At 36.3% G+C, this 25,159-nt stretch carries 23 protein-coding genes and 1 riboswitch; of the genes, 7 read left to right on the top strand and 16 right to left on the bottom strand.

The genetic code is table 11. The features are described 5' to 3' along the window. Positions 1 to 197: 197 nt before the first annotated feature. Positions 198 to 983, bottom strand: a complete 786-nt coding sequence (locus tag HX109_RS12125; RefSeq protein WP_178952331.1) for an endonuclease I family protein — start codon at positions 981 to 983, stop codon at positions 198 to 200. Between the two features lie 187 nt (positions 984 to 1,170). On the opposite strand from HX109_RS12125, the gene HX109_RS12120 reads away from it, so the two are divergent. After that, positions 1,171 to 1,587 carry a hypothetical protein gene (locus HX109_RS12120; RefSeq protein WP_178952329.1) on the top strand — a complete coding sequence of 139 codons (417 nt, stop codon included), beginning with the start codon at positions 1,171 to 1,173 and terminating at the stop codon, positions 1,585 to 1,587. Next, positions 1,587 to 1,883, top strand: a complete 297-nt coding sequence (locus tag HX109_RS12115) for a DUF721 domain-containing protein (RefSeq protein ID WP_178952327.1) — start codon at positions 1,587 to 1,589, stop codon at positions 1,881 to 1,883. Before HX109_RS12120 ends, HX109_RS12115 begins: the two co-directional genes overlap by 1 nt. Positions 1,884 to 1,935: 52 nt before the next feature. Here the strand turns inward: HX109_RS12115 and HX109_RS12110 are convergent, their stop codons facing one another. From HX109_RS12110 to HX109_RS12085, 6 genes are all read right to left on the bottom strand, one after another. After that, a complete protein-coding gene (locus HX109_RS12110) occupies positions 1,936 to 2,355 on the bottom strand; it encodes a nucleoside-diphosphate kinase (protein WP_178952325.1) in 420 nt (139 codons plus the stop codon). 422 nt (positions 2,356 to 2,777) lie between these two features. After that, positions 2,778 to 3,596 carry a dTDP-4-dehydrorhamnose reductase gene (gene rfbD, locus HX109_RS12105; RefSeq protein WP_178952323.1) on the bottom strand — a complete coding sequence of 273 codons (819 nt, stop codon included), beginning with the start codon at positions 3,594 to 3,596 and terminating at the stop codon, positions 2,778 to 2,780. A gap of 104 nt (positions 3,597 to 3,700) precedes the next feature. Further along, positions 3,701 to 4,246 carry a DUF4252 domain-containing protein gene (locus HX109_RS12100; RefSeq protein WP_178952321.1) on the bottom strand — a complete coding sequence of 182 codons (546 nt, stop codon included), beginning with the start codon at positions 4,244 to 4,246 and terminating at the stop codon, positions 3,701 to 3,703. Positions 4,247 to 4,393: 147 nt separating this feature from the next. Continuing rightward, positions 4,394 to 4,945, bottom strand: coding sequence for a DUF4252 domain-containing protein (locus HX109_RS12095; RefSeq protein WP_178952319.1), 552 nt, complete (start codon positions 4,943 to 4,945; stop codon positions 4,394 to 4,396). A gap of 57 nt (positions 4,946 to 5,002) precedes the next feature. Beyond that, positions 5,003 to 5,536, bottom strand: coding sequence for a hypothetical protein (locus HX109_RS12090; RefSeq protein WP_255462691.1), 534 nt, complete (start codon positions 5,534 to 5,536; stop codon positions 5,003 to 5,005). Continuing rightward, entirely contained in the window at positions 5,520 to 6,032 is a 513-nt protein-coding gene (locus tag HX109_RS12085) for an RNA polymerase sigma factor (RefSeq protein ID WP_178952317.1), read from the bottom strand. Before HX109_RS12085 ends, HX109_RS12090 begins: the two co-directional genes overlap by 17 nt. A gap of 243 nt (positions 6,033 to 6,275) precedes the next feature. On the opposite strand from HX109_RS12085, the gene HX109_RS12080 reads away from it, so the two are divergent. Further along, complete coding sequence (locus tag HX109_RS12080; RefSeq protein WP_178952315.1) at positions 6,276 to 7,727, top strand: S41 family peptidase; 1,452 nt, start codon at positions 6,276 to 6,278, stop codon at positions 7,725 to 7,727. Positions 7,728 to 7,829: 102 nt separating this feature from the next. Here the strand turns inward: HX109_RS12080 and HX109_RS12075 are convergent, their stop codons facing one another. Continuing rightward, positions 7,830 to 9,701, bottom strand: a complete 1,872-nt coding sequence (locus tag HX109_RS12075) for a TonB-dependent receptor plug domain-containing protein (protein ID WP_178952314.1) — start codon at positions 9,699 to 9,701, stop codon at positions 7,830 to 7,832. A 69-nt stretch (positions 9,702 to 9,770) separates the two neighbouring features. Then, positions 9,771 to 10,008, bottom strand: a riboswitch (cobalamin riboswitch). Positions 10,009 to 10,108: 100 nt separating this feature from the next. Between HX109_RS12075 and HX109_RS12070 the strand changes: the two genes are divergently transcribed. The 4 genes from HX109_RS12070 to HX109_RS12055 all read left to right on the top strand — a co-directional run bounded on the left by HX109_RS12070 (position 10,109) and on the right by HX109_RS12055 (position 13,851). After that, entirely contained in the window at positions 10,109 to 11,272 is a 1,164-nt protein-coding gene (locus HX109_RS12070) for an ABC transporter substrate-binding protein (protein ID WP_178952312.1), read from the top strand. Next, a complete protein-coding gene (locus tag HX109_RS12065) occupies positions 11,269 to 12,300 on the top strand; it encodes a FecCD family ABC transporter permease (RefSeq protein WP_178952310.1) in 1,032 nt (343 codons plus the stop codon). Before HX109_RS12070 ends, HX109_RS12065 begins: the two co-directional genes overlap by 4 nt. 144 nt (positions 12,301 to 12,444) lie before the next feature. Continuing rightward, on the top strand, positions 12,445 to 12,969 hold the full coding sequence (locus HX109_RS12060; RefSeq protein ID WP_178952308.1) for a hypothetical protein: 525 nt from the start codon (positions 12,445 to 12,447) through the stop codon (positions 12,967 to 12,969). 87 nt (positions 12,970 to 13,056) lie between these two features. Further along, positions 13,057 to 13,851: an ABC transporter ATP-binding protein gene (locus HX109_RS12055; RefSeq protein WP_178954182.1), complete on the top strand. Its 795-nt coding sequence runs from the start codon at positions 13,057 to 13,059 to the stop codon at positions 13,849 to 13,851. Between the two features lie 282 nt (positions 13,852 to 14,133). Here the strand turns inward: HX109_RS12055 and HX109_RS12050 are convergent, their stop codons facing one another. The 8 genes from HX109_RS12050 to HX109_RS12015 all read right to left on the bottom strand — a co-directional run bounded on the left by HX109_RS12050 (position 14,134) and on the right by HX109_RS12015 (position 25,151). Beyond that, positions 14,134 to 14,901: an endonuclease/exonuclease/phosphatase family protein gene (locus tag HX109_RS12050; protein ID WP_255462690.1), complete on the bottom strand. Its 768-nt coding sequence runs from the start codon at positions 14,899 to 14,901 to the stop codon at positions 14,134 to 14,136. A gap of 228 nt (positions 14,902 to 15,129) precedes the next feature. After that, positions 15,130 to 16,779 (bottom strand): sulfatase, encoded by a 1,650-nt coding sequence (locus tag HX109_RS12045; protein WP_410504016.1) that lies wholly within the window; start codon positions 16,777 to 16,779, stop codon positions 15,130 to 15,132. A gap of 2 nt (positions 16,780 to 16,781) precedes the next feature. Then, complete coding sequence (locus tag HX109_RS12040) at positions 16,782 to 17,669, bottom strand: alpha/beta hydrolase (protein WP_178952303.1); 888 nt, start codon at positions 17,667 to 17,669, stop codon at positions 16,782 to 16,784. 9 nt (positions 17,670 to 17,678) lie between these two features. Continuing rightward, positions 17,679 to 19,955, bottom strand: a complete 2,277-nt coding sequence (gene bglX, locus HX109_RS12035) for a beta-glucosidase BglX (RefSeq protein ID WP_178952300.1) — start codon at positions 19,953 to 19,955, stop codon at positions 17,679 to 17,681. Between the two features lie 50 nt (positions 19,956 to 20,005). Beyond that, on the bottom strand, positions 20,006 to 20,800 hold the full coding sequence (locus HX109_RS12030) for an alpha/beta hydrolase-fold protein (protein WP_178952298.1): 795 nt from the start codon (positions 20,798 to 20,800) through the stop codon (positions 20,006 to 20,008). A 117-nt stretch (positions 20,801 to 20,917) separates the two neighbouring features. After that, complete coding sequence (locus tag HX109_RS12025) at positions 20,918 to 22,300, bottom strand: glucoamylase family protein (RefSeq protein ID WP_178952296.1); 1,383 nt, start codon at positions 22,298 to 22,300, stop codon at positions 20,918 to 20,920. Continuing rightward, the gene (locus tag HX109_RS12020; RefSeq protein ID WP_178952294.1) at positions 22,297 to 23,697 is read right to left on the bottom strand and encodes a glucoamylase family protein; all 1,401 of its coding nucleotides are present in this window, start codon (positions 23,695 to 23,697) and stop codon (positions 22,297 to 22,299) included. The genes HX109_RS12025 and HX109_RS12020 overlap by 4 nt, the downstream gene beginning before the upstream one ends. A gap of 17 nt (positions 23,698 to 23,714) precedes the next feature. Next, on the bottom strand, positions 23,715 to 25,151 hold the full coding sequence (locus HX109_RS12015; RefSeq protein ID WP_178952292.1) for a RagB/SusD family nutrient uptake outer membrane protein: 1,437 nt from the start codon (positions 25,149 to 25,151) through the stop codon (positions 23,715 to 23,717). Positions 25,152 to 25,159 lie beyond the last annotated feature (8 nt).

The raw sequence follows: 25,159 nt of genomic DNA, 5'->3' as shown, positions 1-25,159 counted from the left end.
AGAGAACCGAGACTCCAATTGGAAATGGCATTGTAAACTTCTAAAAATGCGTTGTAAAACACTTCAGCTAAGATCATTATAAAAAGCAGTGTTTTTCAATAAAAATTTACGGAAAACAATTTAAGCTACCTTTTTAAGTCCCTTATTAAAGAATCTCTATTCAATTAAAGACATGCTGAAGCATATCTAAATAAATATTACCACAAATTTTCTGCCTTAGGCCCTCCCCATGTTAAAGTAGCCAAGAAAGGGTTGTCTATAAAAGGGTTTCTGTTCCCTTGTACTAAAAAGATTTGCTCGTTGCGCTGTTTCTCAAATTCGGAAACAGGATCTTCGGCATTCCATTTTAAAAACAAATTCAAACCTCCTACGTCTTCAAAAGATTCATCATAGCGCAAACTTAAGTACATAATCATGCGGGCTACATCGCCTTTCCACTCATCGCCGGGGTACCAACTTTTATATTTCAGCTTATATCGACCAGAACCATCGGTAAACGGATTATTGCTCCTCCTTGTATTTGTACGTTCATTGCATACCCGAAGATGATGCAAGTCCCCTTTTGCAGTATTTTCTATGAGCGATTGTGGATAAACATGCTCTGTATTGAAAGTTTGAACGGGATAGTTGTTTTTACCAGAAACATACTCTTTCCAATAGCGCTTTTCACCGGTATACATTAATATTACGCTATCTTTTTGGCGGGGAACAGCATCTATTTTATATAAATAATTATGGCGTTTGCTATAGGTCAATATATTAGTATGATTTGCAATGGTAGCAACTGCCAGGGCGTCGTATAAATCTTCTCCTCTAAAAGAGAAATCTACGTCTTTATAATATTTTTTCAGCTGTTTGGGAGCCCATATCTTTGTTGAATCTTGAGAAGAACTAGCAAATATTGCCGCTGCTGAACCTCTGGATTCTTGGCTGCAGGAAAAATTAAAAACTAAATAAAGAAGTATTATTATTTTAGAAAACATGCGGGATTGTTCGATTAAGTAATTTTGAGGTGTATAAATAATAAAGCCCCCAAATATAAGGATAACATTCAGAAAGATATTTATGTTTTTAGGGGAAGTTCTTTTAGTATTTAAAGGTATAAACTCTTCCTTTTTTGTGATGCTTTGAATAAGTTTTGGCTAACTTTGTATTGAAAAATAAAGAGCCTTGAAATTCAACCTATTCATTTGTATCGCTTTAATCCTTTTTGGATGTAACAAACAGCCCATTGAAGACATTTCCTATCTAAATGGATATTGGGAAATTGAAAAAGTTACTTTTCCTTCCGAAGAAACAAAAACCTATAAGGTGAATACGTTAATAGATCATATTCAATTACAAAAAGATTCGTCAGGGGTTCGAGAAAAAGTAATACCTAAACTTGATGGAAGATTTGTTAGCATGAATGAAAATGAAGATTTCAGTATCGAGAAAGAAGGTGAAAAGTTGTTTTTAACATATACAAATGAAGAGGACAGCCGAAAGGAAGAACTCATATTATTGACCCAAGATAGGTTTGGTGTTAAAAATGCACAGAATAAAGAATATTATTATAAACGTTTTGAAAAATTCTCATTAAAATAATGGCAAAAAGACGCAACGAATACATTTCCCTCAACGATGCCTTAAAAGAATTTGTTACTGAAAACAAATTGGAAAAGGGCATGGACAAAGTAGATGTGCGCAATGCTTGGCAGAATTTAATGGGCAATGGTGTTAATAACTACACTACTCAAGTTCAATTAAAAGATGATACTCTTTACGTCTCTCTGTCTTCTGCTGTTTTACGGCAGGAATTAAGCTATGGAAAGCAGAAAATTGTAAATATGCTTAATGAAGAATTAGGGAAAGAAATTATCAAGAAGATAGTATTGAGATAAAAAAAGCCCTACTTAAAAGTAGAGCTTTTGTAGATATTATATTTTAGTTTCCTTAGAAAACCTCTCTTCCAGAAAAATGAAAAGCCCCTTCGATAGCAGCATTTTCATCGCTATCAGATCCGTGAACTGCATTTTCCCCAATAGAAGTTGCAAATAATTTACGGATGGTACCTTCTGCCGCCTCATCTGGATTGGTCGCTCCAATAAGGGTTCTAAAATCTTCTACTGCATTGTCTTTTTCAAGGATAGCAGCCACAATAGGTCCGCGTGTCATAAACTCCACCAACTCTCCGAAAAAAGGACGCTCGCTATGTACCGCATAAAAAGCTTCTGCATCGCGCTTACTTAGCTGCGTATACTTCATTGCAACGATTTTAAAACCTGAAGCTGTTATTTTTTCTAGAATAGCCCCGATGTGTCCGTTTTCTACAGCATCTGGCTTAATCATTGTAAATGTTCTGTTTGTTGCCATTTTTTTAATAAAAGTTTTACAACCAAATTAGGTCGTGTTTTACTATACTAATTTATATACAACCTTATAGCCGTATTTAAATTTGGCGCAAAAGTACGTGTTTTTATAATAAAAATATATCGCTACGTGATAAAAGTTAAGTTAGAAATTTATGAGTTGATTTTATTACAGACTTTCGGTTTTTTATATTGATGGTTATTTGGATTGATAAAGATCTATATTGGCAAAAACATAAAGCCGTAAAGGTCTAGCACGAAATAAAAAACAGACCGGTCTTTAGCTTGCCGTTTTGAGTGATTCCGACCGAAGGGAGCAACCTCATTCATACTCGATTAAAAATACTGAGTAGCGTAAACAACCTTCACAAAAGAAATCCTCATAAATCTTAAATCGAAAATTGTAATTATTTAATTGGTATGCTTTTAGAAATTGACCTCCAACACGCTGTAAATCGGTCTTTCCGCTATTGTTTTATAGGTATTGTCTTTAATAACCTTTATCTCTCTAAGATCATTTTCAGTAAGTATTTGTTTTGAAAACCCATACCATGTCATTTCCTCTCTATCACAAAAATGAAAAACACCGTAGTCTTCTGTGTTTTCTTCAATTTTGCTTAAAATCTTAGTAGCCAAATTTACGGTATCGGTCGGACAACCAGTTTGGGCATCCGTTATAAACAATTCTTTTTCCGTCTTGGCTTTCCTCAAGATAGTTTTGTAAAAATTATTGCCAAATTCTTTACTGTACAGCCATGAAGTTCTAACGATAACATATTCGGTTAAAATATCCTGTATATATTGTTCTCCCTTTAATTTCGATTTTCCGTATTGATTAATGGGGTTAGGAAGATCATCAACGCTATAAGGCCTTCTTTTTTTGCCATCAAACACATAATCCGTGGAAATATGAATTAATGTAGTTTGATATTCTTTACAGATTTCGGCTAGATTTTTAACCCCTTCTGCATTTATCTTAAAAGCTTGATCGGGTTCCTTTTCGGCTTGCTCTACATTGGTGTAGGCTGCACAATTAATACAGAAATCTGGATTGAATTCCTTAAAAATCTCCTGAACAGACTCTTTATGGGTAACGTCTAATTTTTTTGAAGAACAAAAAATAAAATGTAGATCACCATAATTTTTTGATAGGTTTTGAAAGGTTGATCCTAACTGACCATGGGCACCAGTGATTAAAATGGATTTCTTCCTATCTTTTATTTTTTGTGATGGACTATCTGCCATTCTATAGTGAAATTATAAATTCGTGAAATTATAAATATCGTATCTAAAGTTTTACCTATATCTCTTTCTATTCATTTAAAGCTTACGCTTAAATACCCTAATTATTAATCGAAAATACCTTCCAATTGCTTTCCTAACCCTCCGGTTCCAATAGCTCCTTTTTCAACAGCCTCAACTAAAGTGACCATGTTTTCTGGCTTCATTTTATTACCTAGCACGCGTACCAAAGCAAAACCATGCTCATCGTCGCTACCAAAAAGAATTACCTCGTCTATGGAATCGTCGTCTCCTAAATATTTTACAACACCTTTGTTTTTGCCACTATTTACAATCATGAGATCTTCATATTTCTCATTTTTGAGGATATCCTGTACCGTAGTCTTTTCAGCTTCATAAGCGGCCTTGTTATCGTCATTCAATTTAAAAGCCAACACATTTAATTTTTTTACTGATTGGTAAGCCTCTTTTTGTTTGGTATCTAAGGAGGTTTTGTTTACATCTAAAATACTTGACGGGATGTCTAAAGAAATAAAATTAGGGTTCTCCCCCTTGGTAACAAAATACTCCTGTAAACTTGGCTTTCTATCGCCACAATTGGCCACAGAAACTGCCAAAAAAAGAAATGCAATGATGTTTTTAATATTTTTCATGATACTGTTTTTAATTACAAAGTTTTTCCAAAACGTTTTTACAGCGAAGCACGAGAGTGATAAGCTCATTAGTGAAGCAAGCAACTTTTTCTTAAAGTAGAGAGGTTGCCACAGCACTTCCATGCTTCGCTAAGACGCGATTCCCATCTATTTTTTATTCCCTGCTTTCCCTAGTTGATCTCCACCAGGAAGATCCATCTTACTGGTAAGTTTGGAAATTTGACGCAAATCGATATTCCCAGTTAATGAAAGCAAAACGGTTTCTGGCTTTTTCCCATTAAACTTCAACTCATCGTAATTTAAGTCGGTAACAAACATGAGCAATTCCTTGACATGGTTTTCATCTGCTCCTTCTTTTACGTAGAATTTTACATTGGATTCTCCATCGCGAACACGCATTAATTCTTCAAAAGAAGAACTTTTTAAGTGATTGCTAACCCAACCATCGATGTCCTTGGTTATTTTAGGGTTTTCGGTAGTAATAACCTTAAAACTGGTAATATTATTAACCAGTTCAAACACGGCCTCTGCATCGGGATCGTCTGTATCTATATTGATTTTACTGAGCATTTGAAACATTTTTGGCTGTAACGCCACAAATGTTACCTCGTTATTTTCAGCATACTTATCAAAAATAGACTGTGCTTGGGAAAAAAGCGGCGCTATGGCCAACGCTAGTATTAAAATTATTTTTTTCATTTCCTTATTTTTTAAAATTGTTTTTTTTTCTTTTACCTTCTTCAAAAAAGGTTAGTGTTATTTTTTAGATGATGAATTTGTTGAAAAACGATTGGTCGTTTTTTCAAACTCTTTTAAATAAGCCGCGCCTTGTGTTCCTTTATTAAAATTATCTGTAAACAAAGCTAAAGCTAATTGTGCAGACTTGATTTCCTCGGGCGAAAACTCTTCTTGTAGCGCCACTTGCGGACTTACAGGCCTATTAAAATAAACACCAAAGGCGATGGCAACCACGGCTGCAACAGAAATCCATTGTAAATACTTTCTATTTTTTCTAGGTTCTAATGGAACGTCTTGCGTGCTTCTTTCTTCCTTGGCCACAGAAAAATAATTAAACAAAGGCTTGTATTCTTGCAAATGTGCCGCGACAGTATCTTTAGAAAAATAATTTTTCAATCCCTTTTCTTCTACCACTGTAGTTTCACCTTCAAAATATTTTTCCAGCAGCTGTTCTATTTCCTTTTCTGTGTATGGTGTAGGTGCATCCTTAGAATTACCAAACATGCTTCTTACCTTTTTATTTTCTAAATCTCCTTTATTTACTGATGCCATAACTGTGTTTTTTTAGTAATTGTTCGCGAACGGTTTTACGGGCTCTCGATAAAGTCACTCGAATTGCAGTCGGATTCATATCCAACATTTCTTCAATTTCTTTATACTCATACTGTTCTACATCTCTTAATTGCAACACCATTCGTTGTTGTTCTGGTAAAGTATTCATTATTTTTTGCATCCAATCGAGGCTGTCGTTTACCTCTACTTTTTTCTGTAAAGAGGTGTTGGAATCTTCATAATTGGTATGCACTAATTTTAAATTACCCGCTTGTTTCGATTTTAAACGATCGAAACAATAATTTTTTGTCATCGTCATGGCAAACGCTTCGATGTTTTTATAATTGTGCATTTTCTTTTTGTTGGACCACAATTTTAACAACACTTCTTGGGTAGCATCTTCTGCCTCTTCGGTAGACACTAACAATCGTTTGGCCAATCGAAACAGTTTATCTTTAAATGGTGTTACAATATTTAAAAACTCTGTTTGTTGCATTTTTTTTGAGTTGGTTTTGCAGCTTTAAAAACTGCTCTCTACCTTCTAGACGAACCACAATAAATTTTGTTACAAGGTTACCGTTTTAATATTAAATTTATCGGGATAAATTTTTTATTTAAATAAATGTAAGTATTATTACAATGTAAACGCTAATGAATAATCGGCACACAAATTGATAGGTTTTAGTTGGTTATACGACCTATCCTCGTAGTAAACCGGTTATAATTTTAAAAACAAGCTATGAAAAATTTATTAAAACTAAGATGGATGCTTTTACTGGCATTGGTCTTTACCTACAGTTGCAGTAATGATGATGATGGTGAAACAGAAGTGACCCCTCCTTTATCTATAAACGAGTTTGAAGTTCAAGACTATATTTGGCAGGGCATGAATCTCTATTATTTTTGGCAAGATGATGTGAACGATCTAGCCGATAATAGATTTGGCAATGATACTGAGTATATAAACTTTTTGAGCAAATATGAAGATCCAGGAGATTTTTTCAATAATATTCTTTTTTCTGAAGATCGATTTAGCTTTATCTCTGATGATTACACCGAATTACAAAATTCTTTTCAAGGAAATACAAACTCGAGTGGTGCAGAGTTTGGATTGGTAAGATTTTCGAATAGCAATAATATATTTGGATATATTAGATATATCGTTCCAAATTCTGATGCTTCTACAAAGGATATTAAAAGGGGAGATATTTTTATTGGTGTAAATGGTCAAGATCTAAATTTGGACAATTACCAAGAATTACTTTTCGGAGATTCTAATTCTTTAACGTTCAATATGGCTGAATTTAATGACGCTGGTGCTATCGTTCCCAATGGGATAGAGGTATCTCTAACTAAAACTAACCTAGCTGAAAATCCAATATTTATAAGTAAAACCTTTGATGCAAATGGGCAAAAAATAGGCTATTTAATGTACAATGGTTTCTTTTCCAATTACGATACTCAATTAAACGATGCATTTGCAAGTTTAAAAGCTGAAGGTATAAATAATTTAATATTAGACTTAAGATATAATCCCGGTGGTTCAGTAAATACCTCAACTAATTTAGCAAGTATGATAACTGGACAATTCACTAACGATCTTTTCGTAAAGCTTAAGTATAATTCTAAGATATCTGAAGCCTTAGGAAGCGACAATACAGATTATAATTTTAGAGATAAATTAGACAACAATACCAATATTAATAAATTAAATCTTACTACTCTTTATGTAATTACAACTGGAAGAACTGCTTCAGCCAGTGAACTTATAATCAATGGATTAGATCCTTATATTAGCGTAATTCAAGTTGGAGCTACAACTACAGGTAAAAACGAAGCATCTGTGACTTTGTATGACTCTCCTTCTTTTAGGTTTGATGACAGTGGCTTAAATAGAAATCACAAATGGGCCATCCAACCGATCATATCTAGAAACGAAAATGCCGACGGCTTTTCAGATTACACCCAAGGTCTTGTTCCTGAAATAGAAATAAGTGAAGATTTAGAAAATTTAGGTGTCCTTGGAAGTGAAGACGAGCCACTTTTAGCCAGAACAATTCAAGCAATTACTGGAACAGGTGCTAAATCTTCTAATAAAGAAGTTGTATATCCTATAAATGCATTTTATGGCTCTGAAGTAGCAACTCCATTAAAAAATAACATGTATATAGATTTACCGTCTTTAAAATAAATCATGTCCAAAAAATTTAAAAGCCCCGAAATTCGGGGCTTTTTTCAATCAACTAACAAATAAAGGGGTGTAAGTTTAAAACTTATACCCTTCTCTTTTTATCTATAAACCCAATCTAAAGCCTATTTTTATATTCCTTCCCCGAGTGGTATAACCAATTACTTCAAAATAGTCCTCATTAAAAATATTATCCAGATTAAAAAACATCACAAACTTTTTAGAAAAACGGTGATTCACATTAAAATTAAGTAATGAAAAGGCATCCAATTCTAGGTTCTCAAATGTGCTAAAATCAGTATCAAGTCTCTTTCCTGTATATTGATAAGCAAACCCAAAATTGGTTTTCTCAAAGAGTTGATAATTCACAGTGGCGTTTACTTTGTGTTTTGGGATGCGTAAAGCAACTTTATCCCGATTTTCGGTAAAAGTATAGTTTACATCTAGCGCTAAGGATTCTATCGCCTTTAAAGTGGCCTCTACTTCTACCCCATTTACTGTAAAATCGTTTTCAACATTCGTGTACAGGCCTTCAAATGTATCTGGATCGATGATGGTGTAACTTATAAAATTCTCTTCATTTCTATTAAAATATAAAGCACTCAACCTAAAAAGATTACTGTTGTATTCCATTCCTCCTTCTATGGTAAGGTCTTCCTCCGGTTGCAGGTCTGGATTGGCACCAAAAGCGCCGAATAACTGAGATAAAGAAGGCGCAATATAGGAAGTACTGTAAGAACCTAGGATTTTTAAATAATCATGATCAAATTTTATACTGTAAGACGGATTTAAATTGTAGGTAAAGTGACTCCCATATTCGCTATGGTTGTTCCAACGCGCACCAGCGTTCATATTCAAGCCAAAATTAGAAACCCAAACCACATTTGCATAAGGATCGGTAATACTAAAATCGGTCTCTGCGCCCAAAGTTGCTTTGTTTTTAATATAATTAAGCCCCAGAATCGTGTAAAACTGATCCCCAAAGTTGTACTTATTAAATAAATCCACTACCGTACTATTGGCTTCATAGGAATTGGGAAATGCAGAATAAATATCCCTATCTATTGTATTGTATGCCGTATTTAAAGTAAGGCTTCCGTTGGAATAGGTATACTCTGGAGCGATGGCAACACGAAATTGTTCACTTTCAGAATAGCTGTCGTCATCTTGTAAAGCGCCTCCATCATCAAAAGCCGCTCTAAACTTATCGTAATACCCCAAAACTTTAAAAGAGAATTTTTCAGAAAAACGATAGCCTAGGTTCACATTGGAGTTAATTCTGTTGAATGGATCTTTTTCTTCTCCTATTACTGCGGAAAGTCCGTCGGTATACTGATTGCCAAATCCTGCCAAATACGAGAATTTACCAAGGGTACCGTTTACCGATGCCCTATTGGAAAAATCGGTTAAATTGTAATCACTATCTTCTGAAGATTGATTGGAGCCAATACTACTTTCAAAATTAGCGGCTATTTTTTTGTCGGAAGCACCTTTGGTATTAATATTAATTACTGCTGTAGCTGCATTATTTCCGTAAAGTGTACTGGCAGCACCTTTAACAATTTCAATAGACTGAATCTGATTTAAATCCAATAAACGCATATCGAAATCTGCTGCTGTTTGAGAAGGATCACTTACTTGAATCCCGTCGATCATAATCAATACCTGGCGATTGTTTCCACCTCGAACATAGTAACCTAAATTCTGTCCGGCATTGCTTCTACTTCCGTTAATTTCAATACCACTCTTCGTATTGATAACTTCGGCAACCGATCTTCCTTGATTTCGCTGTAATTCCTCTTGGGAAATACTAATTACCGTTTTACCGGAGTTTTCACGTTTCAACTCAAATCGGGAGTCGGTTACAACCACTTCTTCCAGTTGTTCAACGTCTTGATCCCGTTGATTTTTTTCTTGTGCGATGGCCACGGAACATAAAATTCCAGCTGCACAAAGAGAAATAATTCTTTTGTTCATTATTAGTTTTTTAAAAAAGGGAAAAAAGTATGAGTTTACCCATACGCAAACCTTTATCCCGAAAGTTTGACAATATCCATGAATTAAGGCAGGTCTCCTGGCTCACTTTTATGTTATTTAACCTTCCCATTTCGATTTAAACATCAAAAACAGTGGTTTCTACGAAGTAAACAACACACTTTAAAAAGACGCTGCAATGAACAGCGTAAAGTTTACAGTTGCGGGAACAGCTCCGGATTTTAACCGGATTCCCTTTTAATTTAAAACTGTTGAAAACAGATTTAAAACCATAAATTCGCCACGAAAATAAACAATTTCGATAAGCTTGCATTAAAAACATTTAATAATATTACTTTTAATGCTGAATTTTCTAAAGATGCTTTTTGTATAAACTGAATACGGCCTAAATGAAAAATATTTTCCTATTGCTAACCCTTTTGCTTTTTTGGAACTGTAAAGAGTCGCCAAAAAAAAGCACGCAAAATCCTCCTGAAGAATTTCCTGTAGATATTAAGAAAGCAGTCGAAATAGCATATGCCAAGGGTTTTAAAATCGAGCATCAAGGAAAAATCACCGTCGTAAAAGTTACCGCACCATGGCCCAATGCCAACCGCACCTACACCTATGCGCTCATTGATAAAAAAGATTTAAAATCCATAACTTTCGATGCCTCTCTATACGATGCCATTATTCCTACCCCTGTAGCAACTTTTGTGGCCACTTCTACCACCCATATTCCTGCTATCGAATCTTTGGAAATAGCAGATAAATTAAATGGGTTCCCAGGAACTGATTATATTTCTTCTGAAGCCATCCGTAAAAATATCAATGAGGGAAAAATAAAGGAATTAGGTCTTAACGAAACCATTAATATAGAAGTTCTGCTAAATTTGGAACCAGAAATGGTGATGGGTTTTACAGTTGAAGGCGAAAACAAAACCTACGATAACATACAAAGTGCTCAAATTCCTGTGGTTTATAACGGGGATTGGGTAGAACAGACACCACTTGGCAAAGCGGAATGGATAAAGTTTTTTGGAGTTTTTTTTAATAAGGAGCAATTGGCAGATAGCTTGTTCAATGAAATCGTATCCAATTATAAGGAAGCTAAAAAAATTGCCCAAAATGCAGCAGAAAACCCTACTGTTTTAAGCGGTTCTATGTTTAAGGATATTTGGTATGTACCAGCTGGCGATAGTTGGATGGCCCACTTTTTAAAAGATGCCAATGCCAATTACCTTTGGGAAAATACAGAGGGAACGGGCAGCCTTTCGCTTAATTTTGAAAGTGTGCTCGATACCGCAAAAGATGCAGAATATTGGATTGGTGCCGGGCATTTTACCAGTTTTACAGAACTGGCAGAAAGCAATGGACACTATACAAAGTTTGAAGCTTTTAAAAACAAAAAAATTTATACCTATAGCCTTACCAAAGGCGAAACCGATGGCTTACTTTTTTACGAATTGGCACCTTCCAGACCAGATATCGTTTTAAAGGATTTCATTCATATTTTACACCCAGAAAGTTTGGAAGATTATGAACCTATTTTCTTTAAACCTCTGAATCCTTGAATTCTGTTAAAACATACCAATTAGAATACTCGGTTCTCTTTTTGTTACTGATTCTTTTTTTCTTGATAAATATTAGTTTGGGGTCGGTACGAATCCCTCTACAAGAAATTATCAATACGTTGATAGGAAATGAACCCAGCAAAGAATCGTGGCAATATATTGTATTAAATTATAGGCTGCCAAAAGCTTTTACCGCAATAATAGTAGGAGGAGGTCTCTCGTTGAGTGGATTGTTAATGCAGACCCTTTTTAGAAACCCATTGGCAGGCCCTTTTGTTTTAGGGATAAGTTCTGGCGCCAGTTTGGGAGTAGCCATTTTGGTAATGGGTTCTTCACTGTTCACTGGTATTTTTACCAACTATTTAATGAGTAGCTTTTCAATAGCAGTAGCGGCTACCATTGGCAGTTTTTTGGTTTTTCTATCTATTGCAATCGTGGCCAACAGGGTAAAAGACACGATGGCATTGCTTATTATAGGTCTTATGTTTGGTAGTATTACTACTGCGGTGGTAAGTGTACTGTCTTATTTTACCAGTAAAGAAAGGCTTCAGCAATATATATTTTGGTCTTTTGGGAGTTTAGGCAATCTAAGTTGGAATCAACTATCGCTATTAACATTTTTATTTATAACAGGAATTTTAATAACCGTCGCTGTTTTAAAACCTTTAAACGCTTTTTTATTGGGAGAAAATTATGCGCAGAGTATGGGTGTTGCTTTAAAAAAATCTAGATATCTAATAATTGTTGCGGCCAGTATCTTAGCAGGAAGCATCACCGCTTTTGCTGGTCCCATCGCTTTTATCGGTTTGGCAGTTCCCCACCTTACCAGACAGCTTTTTAAAACTCAAAACCATCATGTACTCGTTCCTGCTACTATTTTATTTGGAGCCATTTTAATGCTCTTGTGCGACACCATTGCCCAACTACCAAATACGGCATATTCCCTTCCTATAAATGCCATTACTTCCATAATTGGGGCCCCGGTGGTAATTTGGTTACTTGTACGAAAGCGAAAAATGGTGTTTTAATTTCTCTTTAGAATCGTAATAAATAACAATTATTTAGTATTTTAACTATATATTATTTGTATAAAACTAATTTTATAGATACCCTTGCAACTTATTAAACCCAAAAATCTTATTATCATGAAAAATTATTTTATTCTAAGCATTATGCTTTTTGGACTTATGTTCGTTTCGTGCAGCAAAGACGATGATAGCAATGAAACCGAACCTGAAATCGAAGAAACTCTCTTAACTTATGAAGATGTTGAATTTGGTCAAAGTTTAGATTCTGAAATCGGTATATTCTTTGCAACTGGCACCGGTGAAGTTTTCACAATGGAAGAAGCTATTGACAACGCTGATGTTATAGACTTATATTATTATGGTAGCGAGTCTGCTTTTATATTCTTTGATACGCCAGATGACACCTTTTTTACCGACTTGGAAATCCCTGGAGCGCGATCCACAAAAATTATGAATTACGAAACTGGATTTACTCCACAAATGTTTGATGATTTGGATGAGGCCTCAGATTTTGATGATGTAGAAGTTATCCACGACGATAAAGCTATAGGAACTTTAGATTTCCCAGTCGTAGTATTATTTGAAACACAAGACAATAAAAAAGGTGCTATTAAACTGACTGCAATAAACAGTTCCAGATTATTGGCAGATATTAAGGTTAAGAAATAACAATTATGCAAAATATTAATATCTTTAAATCCTCTACGAATGAATTGTAGGGGATTTTACAATTTTAGTCCTTAATAACCCGATACCATAAAACAAATAGCTACACATACAATCCTAGAAACATTCAAATTAGAAGTAGGCTATTTAGGCAAAAGCGGTAAAACTTCTATTGCCACAAACATTAATTTTCAATTGTTGCCAGGTGAGCTTACTGCTGTGGTTGGCGCCAACGGCATAGGTAAATCTACTTTACTGCGAACCTTAGCAAATGTTCAAGATAGATTATCGGGGGAGATTAAAATAAAAAAAAAGGAATTAAAAATTTATTCTTCCATTCAATTAGCCAAAGAAATTAGTGTGGTCCTTACGGAGCATATCCCTGCAAAAAATTTAAGTGTTACTGAAGTCATCGCCCTTGGAAGACAGCCTTATACCAATTGGATCGGTGTACTTTCTGAAGCTGACAAAGAAAAAGTAAATGAAGTAATTAGTCTTGTGGGCCTAGAATCCTTAAAAGATAAAAAGTGTTTTGAATTGAGCGACGGACAGCTGCAGCGGGTAATGATTGCCCGTGCCCTTGCGCAAGATACCTCCATTATTATTCTAGACGAGCCTACAACACATTTAGATATTTATCACAAGGCCTATGTTTTAAAATTATTGAAAACCATAGCACAAAAAACAGGAAAGACCATTCTGTTTTCTACACATGAAATAGACTTAGCCATTCAGCTGTGTGATAAAATGTTGATTTTAGATCGAAACACCTCCGCCTTTAACGAACCTTGTAACCTTATTTCAGAAGGGAGTTTTCAAAATCTTTTCCCAAAAGATCTTATTTCCTTCAACGCTGAAACGGGAACCTTTAAAATTAATAAATAAGCTCTAGTTTAGTTTTGCGTTGATAAATATAGTATTTATCGATTCATAGAACATCTTTTCATTTCTTTTGCTCGCCCAAAAGAAACGAAACAAAGAAAAGGGCACCTTATCCAAGGAATTTTTTCGACCATGAAGTCGAAAAACCGTAATCAAAACTCCGCGTCGCTCCGTACCTACGCTCCTGCTCTCGGAGCTTTTAATTACTATTCTGAGGATAAGGAGTTTTCTTAAGCGGCTAATTTCAACGCTATTTTAAACTAGAGCCATAAGCAACTATTGTTCTTAGTTTTTAAAATTTAAATATGCGATTACAGGAAAATGATCAGATGGGTATTTTAAGTTTTTGGAATCACTTAAAATGCCAATTTTTATAACTTCAAAATCGCCTTTAGAAATAAATACAAAATCGATTCTTCGCTTTACAGGCTTTTCAAAATGAAAGCCATTAAAGGTTCCTTCTGGACCGAAAGCATTTTTTCCAGCCTCCAAATGTGTATCCAATAGTTCATCCTTTATGGCAATAACACCAGGAGAATTACTTTCCAAATTAAAATCCCCCGTTAGAATTACAGGAAGTTTTTCAGTATTAATTTCTCTTATCTTTTTCAAAATCAGTTTTGAACTTTCCAAACGCGCCTCCTCCCCTACATGGTCGAAATGCGTGTTAAAAAACATGAACTCCTCACCAGATTGTATTACCTTAAAAATAGCATACGTACAAATTCTTTTAATCGCTGCATCCCAACCTTTGGAGGGTGTCTCTGGCGTGGTTGATAACCAAAAGGTACTTTCTTCTTTAACTTTATATTTTTCCGTGTTGTAAAAAATAGCAGAAAACTCTCCTTCATTATTCCCATGGTCCCTACCTACACCCACAAATTTATATCTTGGGAGTCTGTTTTCAATATCTTTCAATTGATGATGTAGCCCTTCTTGAGTCCCTAAAATATCGGGCGCATAAAAATTTAATTGGGAGGTTAGAAATGCTTTCCTAGCCTCCCAATTGTTTGCTGTGTCTTTCGGATTGTCGTATTTAATATTATACGTCATTACTTTTAAATCCTGACCAATCATTGATACGGAAAAGATTAAAAAAATAAACGCTATTGTCTTTCTCCCAATTTTATACATTTTCTAAAACTTTTTCAATTTTTCTTTTGCCCATTATTTAAAAACGTCATCACGAACGTAACAAAGTGAAGTGTGGTAATCTACAAAAATGATTACTGTTTTTTTGATGAGATGGCCGCGCTTCGCTCGCCTAGACGTACATCAAATTTATTCAATAGGTGTCCCACGCATTCTATCAAAAGTTTTATAACTATTCTCCACTCTCTTTTTCGGGGCTAGTTCAAATTCTTTATCTGTCACCCCATACACCTTTTGTAACGAATCGAGCTTCTTGTGCATTTCTTCAATTACGGAAGTGTAGGCCTCATCATTTATGGCATTATGCAATTCTTGTGGATCTTCTTGTAGATCGTAGAATTCCCACGCATCAATATCATCGTAAAAGTGCATTAATTTATATCGTTTGGTTTTTACGCCATAGTGTTTCTTTACCATATGAAAAGCGGGGAAATCGTAGTAATGATAATATATGGCGTCCCTAAAATCATCATCTTTAACCGTACCATCCAGCAATGGTTTTATAGATTTACCCTGCATATCTTCTGTCAATTCTGTTCCCCCCGCATAATCTAAAAATGTTTGTGCAAAATCTAAATTCTGAGTTAGGGCATTGACAACCGTTCCCGGTTTGATTGATTTTGGGTACTGAATAAGAAACGGCATTCTAAACGATTCTTCATACATAAATCGTTTATCAAAAAAACCTTTCTCCCCCAGATAAAATCCTTGGTCGGAGGTATAAACCACAATCGTATTTTCTGCCAAACCATTTTCCTCTAAATAATCTAAAACCTTCCCTACACCATCATCGACGGCTTTTACCGTTGCCAAATAGTCGTGTAAATAACGTTGTCCTTTCCATTCGTCTAAGTCCCTTCCGTGCAGATCTGCTTTCCAAAACGCATTGTTTTTGGGCAAATAAGCTGAATCCCATACTTTTCTTTGTTCGTCATTCATCCGATCGAAATCATTCGTCCAAGGGTTTACAGAAAGTTCAGTGCTACCATATTCCTTGCTCAGCTTAAGATCGTGCCCTTCATACATATCATCATAAATAGTTTGTAATTGCTCTTGAGCGGCTATTTGGTTCTCATGCTTATCGAAATAAGAATCCGGTAAAGGAAAATCAATAGAATCATACACTGTTAAATACCGTAAAGGCGGCATCCAATTTCTGTGGGGAGCTTTGTGGTGGAGCATCATGAAAAATGGTTTATCAGCCGTTTTTTTCGTTTCCAACCAATTTATTGCATCATCGGTTATAATATCTGTTGCATAGCCTTCAATTTCAATGGAATCTCCCATTCTTATAAAATCTGGATTGTAATAATGCCCTTGATCGTCGATTATATTCCAATAATCAAATCCCTGAGGATAGCCATATAAATGCCATTTCCCTACCAAAGCTGTTTGGTAACCAAGCTTCTTAAGTTTTTTAGGCAATGTGGGCTGGTCGCCATCAAATCGCTCTCCGTTCTGTCTAAATCCGTTAATATGACTGTGTTTTCCAGTGAGGATTACCGCCCTGCTGGGCCCGCAAATTGAATTTGTACAATACGTATGATTAAAAATCGCCCCGTTTTCTGCAATTCTATCAATATTGGGCGTTGGAGCTAATTTACTTATGGAAGAACCGTAAGCGCTAATAGCTTGAAAAGCATGATCATCGGCCATAATAAATAAAATATTAGGCTTTTGGGTTTCTGCTACTTCTTCTTTTTTGGCACTTCCTTTTTTATCTTCGCAGTTGGTAAAAAAAACTGCAATAAGAAACAAGGGCACTAATTTTTGAATCATTTTCATCTCGTTGTTGATATTTGAAAATTGGATTGTATTTTATTTTGTTTGATGATTGCTTCTGCAATAAAATCGGCTATTTCGTTGGTGTATTTATAAGACTTGTTTGCCCAGTCATGGTTGCCTTTTGGATCGTGCACCACCAAATACGATTTGTTTAAAGTCCGTAACTTTTCAGCTATAGCTTGAGGTCCGAAGAGCATTAAATAACCGGAAGCACCTTCTTTACAAAAATGGTGCGGCGCAACTCCGTAGGGCACTAAATTATCTTTTTCGCCATGAAAAAAAACAGAGGGAACGGCTGTTTCAGGAGTTATCCCATCTAAATTGGTTAGCGCTCCTGCAAAAGAAACCACGCCGCTATATTTAATATGGCTATTTTTATGTGACTGGTAAACGGTATTTAAAACAGCCTCTGCTCCTGCACTACTTCCTATCAATACTATTTTAGTAGGATCGATCATGAGTAAATTGGCTTTTCCTACCAAAAAGGAGGTAGCGTCGATAATATCCCTACTAACGGAATTAAAAGTTTTAATCTTTCCTTCGGAAGGATAATCGCAGCCAAAAGACTTCCCTTTTCTTGTAAGATGATAACTTATGGACGCAACGGCATAACCTCTTTTTGCCATATCCGTACAGAATTTCTTTTCCAAAGGATTGTATCGTTTTCCTGAAGAAAAACCGCCCCCATGAACTAATATGAGCAGCGGTTTATTATGAGATTGATCTTTATTGGACCAATAGAAATCCAATTTTAAGGTATCCTTATAGGTATACGTTTCAGAGGTAATTTTATTGAAAACAATATCCTTAAATCGTTCTTGGGCTGATAGTTGCCAAACTAAAAAAATAATGATTAAGAATACTTTATGCTGAAAATGCTTCATATTGCCTTTTTATTCCAGAACAAATGATTTTTTTAAACTAGCATTGGAATCTCCACCTACAAAAACCTCAAAAGTTCCAGGTTCTGCAACAAACTCTAAACTAGAGTTATAGAATTTTAAATCTTCTGGCTTTAAAGTGATAGTGATTGTTTTACTTTCACCTTTCTTTAAAAACACCTTTTTAAATCCTTTTAATTGACGGTTGGGAGGCGTTATACTACGAACCACGTCATGCAGGTACAACTGCACCACTTCTTCCCCATCGAACTTACCTGTATTTTTTAAGGTAACAGAAACTTCAACAGCTTCATTTACCTTTATCTTTTCTTTACTGATTTTTAAATCTGAATATTCGAAAGTGGTATAACTTAATCCGTACCCAAATGGAAGCAATGGCGAATTTTTTTCATCTAAATAATTTGACTTAAACTTTTGGAATTCTTCTGAATCGGGTGCCGGTCTTCCAGTATTTTTCATACTGTGATAAATTGGAATTTGTCCGATAGAACGAGGCCACGTAGCTGTCAATTTTCCAGACGGATTGTAATCCCCAAATACAACATCGGCCACCGCATTTCCAGCTTCTACTCCTGGGTGCCATACTTGAAGGATACTTACCGGCAAATCGAACTCCTCTGGAATAGTTAAAGGCCTTCCACTCATAAGTACCAAAACTACAGGTTTTCCAGTCGCAACTAATTCCTTTATCAACTTCTTTTGGGTATCTGGAATTGAAATATCTGTTCTGCTGGCAGCTTCTCCACTCATTTCAGTAGCTTCTCCAACAACAGCAACAATAACTTCCGACTTTTTCGCAACTGCAAGAGCTTCATTTAATAATTCATCCGGTAATTCTTTGCTTATTTCTATACGCGGGCCAAATACATTGATGTTCTTTGCCAATTCTTTATCATTCAAGATATTGCTTCCTTTGGCATACTCAATTCTTGCATTTGGGGCTACATTTTTAAATCCTTCAAGTATGGTAACGGCATTTTTTATTTCCCCTGTAGGTGCCCAAGTCCCCAACATATTATTTCTACTGTCGGCCAGAGGACCAATTAGCGCTATGTTTGAAGATTTCTTTAATGGAAGGACATTGTTTTCATTTTTAAGCAATACAAAAGAACGTTGGGCGGCCTTTCTTGCCACCGCTCGATTTTCTGGGGTAAGGATATCTTTCTCAGGGCGCGACTCATCTATATATTTATATGGATCTTCAAACAATCCCAATTTATATTTTGCCTCTAGGACATGTCTACAGGCATTGGTAATTTCTTCCTCGGTGACTTTTCCTTCATCTAGAGATTTTTTCAAAGTAGATAGAAATCCTTCTCCCACCATATCCATATCCAATCCAGCTTTAAGAGCCAAAGCAGAAACTGCCTGTAAATCGCCCAAACCATGCGCCATCATTTCATTTAAAGAAGTATAATCAGAAACCACGAAACCGTCAAAATTCCAACGATCGCGTAAGAGATCGGTTAACAACCATTTGTTTCCAGTGGCAGGAACTCCATCTACATCGTTAAAAGACGTCATAACACTTGCTGCACCGGCATCTATAGCGGCTTTGTAAGGTGGTAAATATTGATTGAACATTTTTACACGGCTCATGTCTACAGAATTATAGTCGCGACCCGCTTCTACTGCACCGTAAAGTGCAAAATGCTTTACACAGGCCAACATGGTTTCTTCGTCTGTTAAATCTTCTCCTTGATACCCGGTTACCATTGCTTTGGCAATTTCAGATCCTAAATAGGCATCTTCCCCTGCTCCTTCGGCAATTCTACCCCAACGTGGATCGCGGGCGATATCTACCATGGGTGAAAAATTCCAATTGATACCATCGGCTGTAGCTTCCTTTGCGGCAATTTGAGCCGTTCGTTTTATAAGATCCATATCCCAACTTGCTGAAAGTCCCAAAGGAATTGGAAAGGTTGTTTTATATCCGTGAATAATATCCGACCCAAAAAGTAACGGAATTTGCAGGCGTGTTTGTTTTACGGCCAAATCCTGCGCCATTTTCATTTTAGACGGACTCGCAACACCAAACAAACCACCAACATTACCAGCTTTTATTTTACTCTCTACGTTTTTACTTACCACAGAACCGGTAGCTACACCGCCACCGGGCGTTAATAAATTTAACTGTCCTATTTTCTCTTCAATGGTCATTTTCCCCAAAAGCTTTTCAACTTCTGGAATGCGTTCTTGGTTTTGTGCCGTTATGACGTTAGTGACAGCCAGTGATATGAGTAGAAATAAAGGTTTTGCTATTTTCATTTGTTACTTTTTATATTTTTTGAATCCGTAGCAGATTGATTTTCTATAGTTTATTTTTGTCCTTGAGTACGTTGATGGGAAAACAACCACGATAAAAAATCTGGTTGACTGAATGCAGGATCCCACGAATTATGATTGGCATCATCAAACAACGTAAATTTAGGATGTCCCCCCGCCTTTAAAAGTGCTGAAACCATTTTTATGGAATACATGGGATTCACTACATTATCCTGTGCTCCATGGAATATCCAAAGCGGGGTGTCTACATATTTGGTCACCGCTTCTTCACTTCCGCCCCCACAAATAGGAATCGCTGCAGCAAAAGTTTCGGGTTTTCTAGATAAGATTTCAAAAGTTCCCATGCCACCCATAGAAAGTCCAATGGCATATACTTGATCTTTTTTTATAAAGGATTTATCTAAAAATTGCTGTAATAATTGCATGGTTAAAGCCATTGGTTTGGTAGCTTCCTTATCATCGTGGAAAACAAGTTTTACACCATCATCCGAACGGTCTACATCGGCATTGGACCAATAGTCGTTTTTAGGACACTGCGGAAATATAACTACCGCAGGATATTTTTCCCTATTTTCTTCTGAAGCAAATAAAGAACTTCCGTGAGTTAATTGAGATTCGTTATCATTACCACGCTCTCCCGCGCCGTGCAAGAACAATACCAAGGGATATTTTTTATCTTCTGAAAAGTTTTTCGGCAACATGATACGGTAACGCAACGTGTCCCCATCTTTAACAAAATTGTTTTTTTCGTAAAGACCCTGTTGCGCTACCATAATCATGGGAAAACACAAAATTAAAAAGCTAACTAACTTCAACTTATTTTTCATCTATCTATTTCTTATGCTTCAACTAAATTTATTTTTACTTTTTCAGCGTGTATTTCTTAACGGATTAAAGTTTAAACTGATTAATTTTATGTGGAATAAACACAGAATAAATATCACTTAATACGAAAAACCTAATCTATCGAGTCCATTTTTTACGTCTTCATTCTTCATAAACAAATCCCATAACAATCCAGACCTGTAATTTTCAATCATAATTATTTGAGGCCCTTGGTCTATGGCCAAATATGCTTCCCCTACCCAATAATTATTTTGTGGACTAAAAGCATCGTAAAAACCAGCAGGCCCTAACAAAATGTCTTCTATTCCATAAAAAAACTGCATAGCTGCTAAAGACTCTTCCGGCGTGTAAGGAATAGAACTAATGGCTGCTGTAGGAGAAATAACCCCGAGATCATTGGATGGAGAATGTGCTGAATACCCCAAGCCTCCATCATTATTCCGCGTATAACTCGCTGTTAGTCCCCAACAATTTTCTCCGTAATCTGTAAAACCTTTTGGATTGTCTACACAGTAACTATAATTGATAAGGGAATGATTTTTATTCACATCTAAATAATTGGCATACTGATCGGAAAGTCCATTTGGGTTTAGTCCTAAAAAAGAGTAATGAGCAAAAAATAAAGGTCCGGTTTCATTGGCATTTCCACCGTGCTTTACTAATAGCGGAATGCTGTATTGTGTTCCTGAAGAGACGATATTCCCATTGGAAGCCCATCCTTCGTCATAGACCACTTTATCAATCCCGAAATCTGGTGAAGCAGCCGCCAAAACATAGGTAATCAATGTTTCATTCCATCCCTTTAGAGGTAAATTAATTGCGAAATCATTATTAGGGCTCCAATGCCAATAAAGTACATTTTGGTTTTGGGAATACCAATTCCATTCTACACCTTTCCATAGGCTTTCAACCTTGGAAGCCAAGTTTGCTTCCTCGGTGCTACCTGTATTAAAATATTCCTGCACGCATATTAAACCTTGAACCAGCAATGCGGTTTCAACGAGGTCTCCGCCATCATCAAGATCGCTAAAAGGAATTACATTTCCGGTGGCACCTTCCATCCAATGTGGCCAAGCACCGTGAAACCGGTCTGCATTTTCAAGAAAGTCAACAATTTTAGTAATCCGCTGAAAGCCTTCTCCTCGCGAGATATACCCCCTTTCAATCCCCACCAAAATACTCATCAAACCAAATCCTGTTCCTCCTGAGGTTACAATATTTGCATCTTGAGATGGATTTGCGGGAATATACCGTTCCCGAGCTCCGCCAGAATTGGTTTCCGCAAAATCCCAAAAATAGGCAAAGGTTCTTTCTTGAACCAAATCCATGAGTTCTTCATCAGAAAGTTCTACGGGTTCTTCAGGTTCCGTCGGCGGATTTCCTCCTTCTCCAGGTAATTCTGGTGGTGGCGCAGGGCTATCGTCTGATCCAGAACAAGCTACCAGCATTAAAAAACTCAATAGTATTAAAATTTTTTTCATGATTTTTTGTCTAGGTACGGACTTTTAAAACCTAATTTTACAAGTCCATTATTCACATCTTCATTTTTCATAAACAAATCCCACAATAAGCCAGACCTGTAGTTTTCCACCATCACGGGAATTGGTCCTTGATCAATTGCCAAATATCTTGGTAAGTACCACTCTTCTTCTAAACTAAAAGCATCGTAGGGCCCATATTTTCCAATTAAAGAATCTTGTTCTCTATACATATACCTTAAAAACTGAATACTTTCTATGGGTGTATAAGGCATGGAAGATAGTGCAGCCGTAGGGGAAATTACCCCTAAGTCGCTCTTCCCTGGATGATGCCCAGCATATCCTCGCATGGAATAACTGGAAGTTAAGCCCCAACAATTTTCACCATACCCCTTGAAACGTTTTGGGTTGTCCACACAATATCTATACTGAATAAGAGCGTGGTTACGATTGAGTCTCCAGTAATCTCCATACTGGTCTTCTAAACCCTTAGGGTTTAAACCCAAGTAAGAATAATGAGCCCAAAATAAGGGACCTACCGGATCATTATTATGCTCATAATGATCGAGCACAGTACTCAAACCGTAATAAGTAGTGTCCTTGGAAATGGCACCATCTTTTGCCCAACCCTGTTCATACACTTCTTTGGAAATGGAATGTGTAGGGGATGCAGCCGCCAAGACATACATAACCAAACATTCATTATAACCACCAACGGGAAAATTCATTTTCCAACCAACATTGGGCGACCAATGCCAATAGAGCACGTTTTCACCTTTTGTGTACCAATCCCACTCTACTTCCTCATAAAGTTTTTGAATATCGGCGACTAATTTTTTTGCCTCTTCGGAAGGGTCTCCTTTATAATACTCCGCCACCGTAAGAAGTCCTTGAATCAAAAATGCAGTCTCTACTAAATCTCCCCCATCGTCGTATTTACTAAATGGTTTTACCTTCCCAGTATTATCATCCATCCAATGTGGCCAAGCACCGTGAAAACGGTCTGCTTTTTTTAGAAAATCTACGGCTTGGACATAGCGGTCTAGCGCTTGCTCCTTAGTAATATATCCTCGCTTCACACCCACCAAAATAGCCATGAGTCCGAAACCACTACCCCCTGTAGTTACTATATGTTTATCGTTGGAAGGATAGATATTATTTAAATGAATACGCTCTGCTGCCAAACCGGAATTTGGCTGTGCCCCTTCCCAAAAATAATCGAAAGTTTGTTTCTGGAGGGTATCCATTAAAGCAATATCTGCCCTAGACGGCTCAAATGTTTCTGTAGCTGCGGTGTCTGGAGTTGCTGTATTAGCAACTTCATTTTTATCTGATTTTTTAGAACTGTCGCACCCCACTAAAAGGGATGCGACAGTTAAAAATGCTATAATTAATCTCATGAAGAAATTTTTATATTTTAATAACCTGGATTTTGGGTTAGTACATCATTACTCAAAGTAATTTGATTTGCAGGTATCGGGAATATCTCATTGACACCATCTGTAAAGCTTTTACCTTTGGATCTTAAAACTTGTCCTGCTCTTCCTGTTCTTACTAAATCGAAGAATCTTTCCCCCTCCAAAGCAAGTTCAACCCTTCTTTCGTGATAAATTTCTAATCTTAAAGCGGATTGATCTGTAGTTTGTGAATCTTCTAGACCGGCTCTCTCTCTCACTTTATTTAAGCTTTCCAATGCCGCACTAGTATTTCCCAATTCATTATTAGCTTCTGCATTCATTAAAAGAATATCTGCATATCGGAGAACGGGAATATTGGAATCTGAATTTTCGGCACAATTATTTCTACGGAAATCGGCGGAAGACACATAGATTTTCTGGTTATATCTCGGTGGATTGGATGCGTCATTACCGGCGGTAATTAAATCTCCCTCTGGAGTTGTTTCTCCCACAAATAAAATCGAAGCATCTCTTCTTACATCCCCTTCTTCGTAAGTATTTGCTAAATCTTCTGAAGGAGAATTGAAGCCCCATCCATATTGTGCTCTAACACCTTGTATTTGCCCGTATTGTGAAGAAGCTTGACAGTTGCTATCGGCAGTAGATTGTATATCAAAAATAATTTCTGAATTGTATTCATTTTGATACCTGAAAAGTTCGTAGTAATCTGGATAAAGTGAATATCCCATCCCCATTACTTCCTCCGTTAGCATTTTTACCTTTGCCCAGTCCTTTTGGTATAAGGCAATTTTAGCAAGTATTCCTTTGGCAGCTCCTTTGGTTGCCCTACCTTCATCGGTGGCGCCATAAGAAACAGGCAATACTTCTGCAGCTTCCGTTAGGTTTTGAATGGCAAAATCGTAAACTTCCTCTTTGGTATTTCGAGGAATATTGTAGTTTCCATCCTCTGGAAGTCCATCATAAATAGGAACTCCCGCAAAAACCCTCACCAAATTAAAGTAGTGATATCCTCGGAAAAATTTCGCTTCTGCCAACAATCTATTTTTAAGATCGGCGTTCATATCAATATCAGGAACATTTGTAATTACCTGATTAGCGAAGTTAATGCCTCTGTACTGGCCAGTCCAATATCCATCTATTGAAAACGCTGAAGCATCGAAAGTAAATTTATCAAAATCATTCAGAAACGCAGCATCTCCGGGATTACTTCCTTTATCGGAATCGTCTGATGTTATATGAAAGATTGCTAAATAAGGAAAACCACAAAGTGAAAAGTTTCTTTGATAGGCATATATTTGATTCGTTGCTTCTAAGGCATCTTCTTGGTTAACAAAAAACTCTTCTGCAGGTGTACTATCTTCCAAAGGCACGTCCAAAAAATCATCATTACAACCCGCGAATGCCACAAGACTGAAAATTATTAGTAATTTTTTCATTTTATTCT

This window comes from Galbibacter sp. BG1, assembly GCF_013391805.1.
In the GTDB taxonomy this organism is placed as follows: domain Bacteria; phylum Bacteroidota; class Bacteroidia; order Flavobacteriales; family Flavobacteriaceae; genus Galbibacter.
Note: the sequence above shows the minus strand (reverse complement) of the source record. Positions and strands in the feature narration are given on the sequence as shown.